The organism is Sporosarcina luteola (genome assembly GCF_007991495.1).
GTDB classification, from domain to species: Bacteria; Bacillota; Bacilli; order Bacillales_A; family Planococcaceae; genus Sporosarcina; species Sporosarcina luteola.
The window spans coordinates 18,817-27,347 of record NZ_BJYL01000055.1 but is presented as its reverse complement, the minus strand read 5'-3'; the positions used below and the strand labels follow the sequence as shown (position 1 = coordinate 27,347).

Genomic DNA, 8,531 nt, shown 5'->3' with positions numbered 1-8,531 from the left:
AAGAAAAACGAGCATGGGAACAATTATCTGTTCTCATACTCGCGCGATCTATCAATTATTACATCGTCAATTGACGGTTTTGTTGGTCGATCCATTTGCTCATGCTCTTATACAACAACAATGAAATGATCATTAGCATGATACCTTTTATTAAGTTGAATGGGAGAATTCCTAGTACAATCACGTTGAATAGTGCATCGCCCGTATAGGCAGGCATATTTAAGAAGTATGTGTACATCGGCAAGAACACGAGATAGTTTAATGCGCTCATTCCGACAGCCATGGTAACCGTCCCAGCAATTAAACCTGCTGTCAGGCCTTTTGTGTTTTTTACTTTATTAAAAATAAAATAGATCGGCATGATGAAAAGCATGCCTGTTGCAAAGTTCGCAATTTCTCCTACTGGTACACCTGTCGGGCTTCCTGATAAAAACCAATGCAATACATTTTTAAGCAATTCTACTGCGATTCCTGCGACAGGACCCATTGTCATGATTGCCAATACAGCTGGAATTTCACTGAAATCGACTTTCAAGAACGCAGGCAGTGCCGGCATCGGGAAATTCAACTGCATTAATACCGTTGAAATGCTTCCCAGGATTGCGATGAGAATCATCCTTCTTAATTTCTTGTTGTTCATTTTAATCCTCTCTCCTTTTGCGATTCACTTCAAAAGAGGAAAGGTCTGACCGAATTTAGTGTTGTCAATCATCCAGCTTCAGCGGCCAGATGCTCTGTCGCATCCAGGCAGACCGCCTCCGCTTTAGATATAAAAATCCCCAAAGCTAATAAGCTTTAGGGAGAGTTAAAAAGGCATTCTTAAATAAGGGGTTGAACCTAGTAAAAAAATAGGAATCCCCATACTTAAATAAGCACCCTTTTTGTAGACAACACAAAAAGACGGCTGCACCTTCACCTTCTCCCATCCAGACTATACTGTCGGCTCCGGAATCTCACCGGAATCAGCTGTTAAGCTCGCGGGCTAGAAAGATAAACTTCCATTTCCGCCGGTCGGGAATTGCACCCTGCCCCGAAGATGAATCAATATTATGTTACGACTCTATTGTAAATGAAAAAAAGCATTTTGTAAACTTCGCTGTTTACAAAATGCTAACACTGTTGATTTCCGTTCCAGGGAGACGCTTTCCGCGGGCATGGCTTCAGCCTCCTCACTTCGCTTCGCTGCGTTGCGGGGTCTTCAGCTCATGCTATTCCCGCCGGAGTCGCCGCCTTCCACTACAATCAACAAAATATCCTACTATCCATAATGTTCTATAATATACCCCACATTCAAGGCAGCCAAATAGGGTTGGCTCCTGCGATTTTAGGCAATGGCTTTGTCAGGTCGTATTTGTTGTAATGTTCTTGTTCGGTATTGTTCAATTGAATTTGCAGGCCGTAGTTGTTCGCTGTCAGCATAAAACCTTCAATCATTTCCAGTGCCTCGTTTTGTGGCAATGCATTCAAATCGACTGATTCATCAAATGTGAGGATCGCGATTTCATCCGACACTTCGACTTTGTAATCGACTCCTTCGGGCACGACTTCTTCCACGATATCGTTCTCAGCATGCTTCATTGCCAATAAAGCTTCCGTCACAGTTGAGGAATCCCCATTCTCATATGGGACTAAGTAAACCTTTCCTGAAGGCATCGTGTATTTAAAGTAAGGGAGTCGTATCTCTAAGGAGTCAGCCATTTCCTCGCCAACATAATCAAAAGCGAGTGGTTTATCTTCAGTATCGACTACTTTAAATCTTTCTTGATCCGTAAATGTTGCTTTCATCGAGTTCATATAAACGCTTATCGTCGCTGTTGACATGTCATACTGATGATCTTTTGGCAATTGATGGATTACAGTGTTGTCTGAAACTGAGATTTCCCCTTTGTATGGGTGATATTCATCAAATCCATACCCCACTTCATCAATTACTGCTGCGTATTTATTATATAAGGCGACACTGTCCGATTGATTTTCATCGACTTCATCGCTTGATAGTATAAACGTGACAGGGACGACATTTGCTTCGTGAACTAAACCAATTGGTAATAATAATGCATCATGCGCTTCTTCCAATAATAGAACATGGCTCTCCATCATTGCCCTTATTGAAAATGCCGCCGGTTCAACGGCATCATTCGACTCAATGATTGATGATTCTTCTACTTCGGCATCAGTATCCATTGAACGCTTCGCCGAAAAATCATCATTCGTCTGAAGAGATTCAGAACCAATTTCATGACTTGTATTAGTTTGTTTGATCATGGAAGGGACGAGGAGGCTGAATACTAGTAAAGCAGCAACTGCTACAATGCTCGGTATCCAGCGTTTCATTTTCGGGCGACGGGTTTGTTTCAGTCTTTCATCTTGTTTCAGACGTTCTAAAATGTCTGTTGAAGATCGCTCATCTTTTATTTTCGGCACCGAATGAAGAAGCTTCTCTACTTTTTCGTCATCCCATTGATTGTTTGCCATTCATCTTCCCCCTTCCGCCGAAAGAGTATTCAATTTCTTTTGCAACGTTTTTATCGCCCGATGCTGAGTCGTCTTCACTTTACCTTCAGTCCATCCAAGTGTTTCAGCTGTTTCCGCGATGGACAGCTCTTGAAAATATCGCAAAACAATCACCATTTTTTGGTCTCCCGTGCATGTATCCAAAACTTGAAGCAATTGTCTCATCTCTTCATTTAACGATAAGATTTCGTCGGGTGTGCAGCCGCTTGAGATAAGTTCACTCTGCTCCCAATCAAATTGGTCAAACTGATGCTTTTGCCTTACCGACTTCTTTCTGAAATGATCAATCGCGACATTTTTCGCAATGGAAAATAACCAAGTCTTTTCGGAACTCTTTCCTTCAAATCCGGCATAAGCCCGAAGAACCCGTACATATACTTCATGCATTAAGTCCTCGGACTGATTACGATCCCCAGTCAAATAAGTGAGAAAGTTAAAGACATCTTGGTGATAGTGCTCATATAATCTGTGGAAAACGGAGTCATCCACGAAATCCCCCCGTTCATTACATTAGTCGTAATTCAAGTAGAAAAGTTTCATCTTACCGATTTTAGCTTTATTAATTTTCCACCTTCGAATGATCCGGATCGATTGGCAATATACATTTGAAGATTGTTCCTGACGGGTCACCTAATTCGGCAGAAATACGACCTTCGTGTGAATCGATGATATTTTTAGCGATTGCCAAACCGAGTCCTGTCCCACCTTTTCCTCTTGTCCTTGCTTTGTCTGCCTTATAAAAGCGTTCGAAAATGAAAGGCAAATCCTCGGACGGAATGCCTGTCCCGGTATCTGCGACAGAGATTTCCAACATATCCTCTATTCTTTCGACACGGACAGTCACTTTTCCTCCATCAGGGGTATGGCGGATTGCATTGTCGATTAAATTTGTAAATACTTGTTCAAGTCGGTCTGCATCCGCAACAATAATGATTTCACCATCTGGATAAGAATGTTCTATAGAAAGCTCAACTTGTGAATCGCGGGCAATCTGCATAAACTTATTTAAAATTCTCTCTAAAAACGGGATAATGGATAGTTCACTTTTATATAAACGCATGTGACCGGATTCCATTCTTGCCAAATCGAGCAAGTCTGTAACAAGTCGGCTCATCCTTTTTGATTCATCGTGGATGATTTGTACCATTTCATTTTTTTCTTCTTCACTCGTTACAACATTGTCAATAATTGCTTCACTATACCCTTGCAACATGGAAATAGGCGTCCTCAGTTCATGAGATACATTGGCAATAAAGTCAGATCGAAGCTTATCCAGCTTATGCTGGTCTGTCATGTCCCGTAAAACTGCTACAGCTCCACGGATGCTGTTTTCACTATAAAGAGGACTAATCGAAACACCGTAAAACTGACCAACTAATTCAAGCTCATCCTCGACTTCCTCCGCAAATGTAATTGCATGTTCTAGCATATGGAATATTTCGGGAGGCAGTATTTTATCATTAGCCCCATTGGCAAAATACCATTTCTGTAAAAGCCGTTCAGCTTGCGGATTGCTTAGTAAAATGGAATAGTCGCGATTGAAAGTAATGACCGCATCCGTCATCGACGTCAAGATGCTTGAAAGTTGTTCCTTTTCCTGTTTGATCAATTCCATTTGGTATTTCAACTGCCTGCCCATTTGGTTAAAGGCAATTGCGAGCTGGCCGATTTCATCATTTTGCGTTGCCGGGAGACGCGTTTCAAAATTACCTTTCGATAACTCAAACGCAGCCTGCTTCATCCCCCGCAATGGTGAGGTGATTTTGGTTGAAAGGAAAAAAGCGAAAAATGTCGTTAAAATGAATGCAATAAAAGCGGATAAAAATACGATATGCGTCGTTCTCTTCGTTGTCCGATGAACGGCATCTAAACTTTGGTACATGATAATGGACTGGATTGTCCCATCTATCTCCTCAAAAGGATACATAAGAACAAGATATTGTTCCATGACATTTTCATCGGTAAGGGAGGGTAAAATCATTTCCTTGACGATTTTTTCATTTATCGTAAGGTTCGTGAAAAACTTCGGTTCAGATAAGATTTTTTCCTCGATTTTGTCTTCATTCAATCCTTGATGAAATGAATAATGCACTTGTTTATCAGAATCAATGATCACTGCATTCGTCTCGTTATCCAATATATCCTGGATGATCACCCGCATTGCAGACTCATTTTCATGATCTACAACAATTTTACCGATCGTCGTCGCTTCCCTGCGCAAAGAGTCCTCCGCCTGTTTCGTATGGAAATTATCCAGGAACTCAAGAAGCAATACAGTGACGACAAACAGGACAAATGAAACGAGAAGCAATATGGTTGCCCATAGCTTCCCGACGATTGAATGCCATATTCTATTCATTTGGTACCTCGAATTTATAGCCGACGCCCCAAACAGTAACGATCATTTTTGCAGCACTTTCAGATACTCGGCTAAGTTTTTCGCGGAGACGTTTAACGTGTGTATCAACAGTACGTAGATCTCCGAAAAATTCATAGTGCCAAACTTCTTTCAATAATTGTTCACGATCAAAAACCTTGTCAGGTGACTTTGCGAGAAAATAAAGCAATTCATATTCCTTCGGTGTTAAATTCACTTCTTTCCCTTCGGCTGTTACGCGATGCGCATCATGATCAATCGTCAATTGCGGAAAGACGACAAGATCCTTTGAACTGTTCGTAGCGGTAGCATCAGGGAATGATACAGAACGTCTTAAAATCGCCTTCACGCGCAGGACAACTTCACGAGGGCTAAAAGGTTTTACGATATAATCATCTGCACCTGTTTCAAATCCTTCTACGCGATCAGATTCTTCACCTTTCGCAGTAAGTAGAATGACAGGTGTCATTTTCTTTGCCTCACGCAGCTCCTGTAAAACTTCAAGTCCATTTTTCTCAGGCATCATTAAATCCAGTAAAATGCAGTCATAATGATTGGCAAGCGCTTTTTCAATCGCTTCCGCACCATCGACCGCTTCTTCTATTTCGAAACCTTCCCTAGATAGATACATATTAAGAAGACGGCGAATCCGGTCTTCGTCATCCACCACTAAAAGTTTAACACTTTCCTCCATTGTGAATATCCCCTTTCCAATACACTCCTACTTTTATTGTACAAGCAGTCTTATAAAAAAGAAAGACTGCACGAAACCTTAACGGCTGTGCAGTCCAAATGATTTACGCGTAAGAATGCAAACCAGCGATAATCAGGTTGACGGCAATCAGGTTGAACATAATGATGATAAAACCGATAACCGCAAGCCAAGCTGATTTCTTGCCTTCCCAACCTTTTGAAAGCCGTAAATGCAAGAACGCCGCATAAAAGAGCCAAGTAATAAGCGCCCATACTTCTTTCGGATCCCATCCCCAAAATCGGGACCATGCTTCGTGGGCCCAGATCATTGCGAATATCAATGCTCCTAAGGTGAAGACAGGAAATCCGATCAAGACTGAGCGGTAACCGATCTCATCCATTAGCTGCGAATTCGCTTTCTTCGCAAATGGTTGGAATATGCTCGCAATCGGTTTCCGGAAAATAAGCCTTAATAGTAAATATAGGACAATTCCAGTCGCTACCGACCAAACAAACGAGGTTAATGTCTTTGCATTAACAACAGCCGGCATTTCTGCCCATGGCGTCATAGCTTCCGGAGTCAGCGCTTCATATCCATTCATGCCGAATAATGGAGGGTAATTATATTCAATCTTTGCCGGAGCCTGATTTTTATCGATATACGTAAAATGTGCTTCATAGCCAGTCAATTTGAACGTTGTTGACGAAACGACAAATCCAAGGACGAGGACGAGAGTGAATATTACCGCTTCAAGCCAAAAACGCTGTTTAGACGGTTTTGACATATCGATATGTTTTAACAAGTAAATTAAACCTGCTACGGCGCTAATTGCAAGAATCGCCTCACCCACTACGGTAGTTATAACATGGACTGCCAACCAGTGGCTTTGCAATGCTGGGATTAGCGGCGTAATCTCAGTCGGGAACATGCTGGCATACCCAATAATAATGATTGCTATCGGTAATGCGAACAAGCCCAACGATGGTGTTCGATACAAGAAGAATAGAAGAATGAAAGCCCCTACTAACATCATGCCGAAAGCAGTAGTAAATTCAAACATATTACTCATAGGTGCATGTCCTGATGCCATCCATCTCGTAATAAAATAACCGAGATGAGTGATGAAGCCGATAATTGTTATCACAATTCCGATTTTGCCCCATCTATTATTTTTATAAGATGATTCCGATTTAGCTCCTTTTACCGCGCCTCCAAAAAACAGTGTGGCTACTAAATAGGCAATAAAAGAAACTAAAAGCAGATTAGAGCTTAATGATGCAAGGCTCATAATTATTTTTCTCCTTCCTCTTGCTCAATTGACGACTCATTGTCTTGTCTATCTTCATAGTTTGGCAAGTCTGCATATTCTTTGACAGCATTTATTTCCTTTTTCAAAGAGAACCAGTTCTTATTTGTATGAGCTGCCAACATCAATTCCCCGTTCTCCCCTTTTTGAACCCAAATGCGTCTATGATTCCAATAGGACCCTTGAATGACACCAATCATGAAGATGAGGCCGCCTAAAAGAAGAATATATAATGTCTTATCTTTGCGGATCGTCAGACCGGAAATATCCCGCGTATCTGCGCCGACAAACTTCACCGCATACGCATTCTCTTCTGTTTCCAGAGTTTGTTGGATTGCAACAAAGCTTTTTTCACCTTTCGGCTTTTCCGGAGTTTTCATCTCAAAGATGAATGCAGGATTGTTCGGAATTGGAGATTTAGAAACAGGTTCTCCATTTTCCACGCCATTGTAGTCTGCATAATAGCCAATTAGATCGACTTGGGCGCCATCGTTCAATTTATAAACGCCTTCAGGATCATCGAGATCAATCGTAAATTGACCAAAAGACTTCCCTGTTTTCTTTTCAATCAATTGCATTGTCATCGATTTCAGTTCAGCGAGACGGTAGTCCATCTGGAAAACATTATATCCATCGAACTTCAATGGCTTATTGACAATAATTGAATAATCTTTAACAACATCCAGATCGGATGACCCAACGAGGCCTTCCTCTTTCTTTTTGTATAGTGTTACATCTGTTTGATACTTTTTAACAATTTGTCCCACTCGGTCTAAAGCTTCGCCGAATACTTCAGAAGCTTCCTCTTTTGAGTAATACTCGATTTTGAAATCGTTACTTTCTAGGTAAAAATCTGGAGCACCTGGAATTGCACGTAATTCACCTTCCCGGATCCACATTGTCTCATCGACATAGAAGCCAGGAATGCCCCGCAATAAAACTCCGAATAAGAAAATGATTAAACCTGTATGATTGACATAGGGACCCCAACGGGAGAAACGGTTTTTTTCAGCCAAAATGGCCCCGTCTTCCGTTTTTACATTATATTTCATTTCCTTCAGCTTTTCTTCCGCTTTCGTTAAAGCAGAATCCGCATTTTCAGAACGGCCTTCACCATAAATACGCTGCCGTTTCATGAAGGATGCATGCCGCTTCGTCCGTTGTTTTTTCAACGATTTATAGAGTGGAATCACCCTATCTAGACTGGCGATGATGATGGACGTACCAAGCATTCCAATCAGTATTTTAAACCACCAGCTATTATACATATCATAGAAGCCTAATTTATAATAGATTGTTCCTATAAATCCGTACAGACGTTCATAATATGCTAATAATTCCGCGGGTGAATCCTGATTCACCGGCACGTAAAACTTTTGTGGAAATAACGTTCCGATTGCTGAAGTTACAAGGACTGCGACAATAATGCTCACACCTATTTTCACACTCGAAAAGAAATTCCATACTTTGTCGATGATTGAGCGTTTGTACGTCTGCGACCTGCGCGCAGATCCTTCATATCTCATATCAACGACTTCACTTTTTTTCGCTTCCTCGGTCATTGGACGTCCGCATTTTTCACAAAGCACTGTTCCGAATGGGTTGTCGTGACCGCATTGGCATTTGATTTTACTCATGTT

7 protein-coding genes and 1 riboswitch are annotated in these 8,531 nt (G+C 41.4%); all 7 genes read right to left on the bottom strand.

Features of this window, described 5'->3' with window-relative positions:
- Window positions 1-58: 58 nt before the first annotated feature.
- Complete coding sequence (locus tag SLU01_RS16585) at window positions 59-640, bottom strand: ECF transporter S component (protein WP_147060410.1); 582 nt, start codon at window positions 638-640, stop codon at window positions 59-61.
- Between the two features lie 270 nt (window positions 641-910).
- A riboswitch (FMN riboswitch) is annotated at window positions 911-1,042 on the bottom strand.
- A 248-nt stretch (window positions 1,043-1,290) separates the two neighbouring features.
- Window positions 1,291-2,475 (bottom strand): hypothetical protein, encoded by a 1,185-nt coding sequence (locus SLU01_RS16580; RefSeq protein ID WP_147060408.1) that lies wholly within the window; start codon window positions 2,473-2,475, stop codon window positions 1,291-1,293.
- Window positions 2,476-3,003, bottom strand: coding sequence for an RNA polymerase sigma factor SigX (locus SLU01_RS16575; protein WP_147060406.1), 528 nt, complete (start codon window positions 3,001-3,003; stop codon window positions 2,476-2,478).
- Window positions 3,004-3,073: 70 nt separating this feature from the next.
- Window positions 3,074-4,873 (bottom strand): ATP-binding protein, encoded by a 1,800-nt coding sequence (locus tag SLU01_RS16570; protein WP_147060404.1) that lies wholly within the window; start codon window positions 4,871-4,873, stop codon window positions 3,074-3,076.
- A complete protein-coding gene (locus SLU01_RS16565; RefSeq protein ID WP_147060402.1) occupies window positions 4,866-5,585 on the bottom strand; it encodes a response regulator transcription factor in 720 nt (239 codons plus the stop codon). The genes SLU01_RS16570 and SLU01_RS16565 overlap by 8 nt, the downstream gene beginning before the upstream one ends.
- A 103-nt stretch (window positions 5,586-5,688) precedes the next feature.
- Window positions 5,689-6,873 (bottom strand): c-type cytochrome biogenesis protein CcsB, encoded by a 1,185-nt coding sequence (ccsB, locus tag SLU01_RS16560; protein WP_147060399.1) that lies wholly within the window; start codon window positions 6,871-6,873, stop codon window positions 5,689-5,691.
- A 2-nt stretch (window positions 6,874-6,875) separates the two neighbouring features.
- Window positions 6,876-8,528: a cytochrome c biogenesis protein ResB gene (resB, locus tag SLU01_RS16555; protein WP_147060397.1), complete on the bottom strand. Its 1,653-nt coding sequence runs from the start codon at window positions 8,526-8,528 to the stop codon at window positions 6,876-6,878.
- Window positions 8,529-8,531 lie beyond the last annotated feature (3 nt).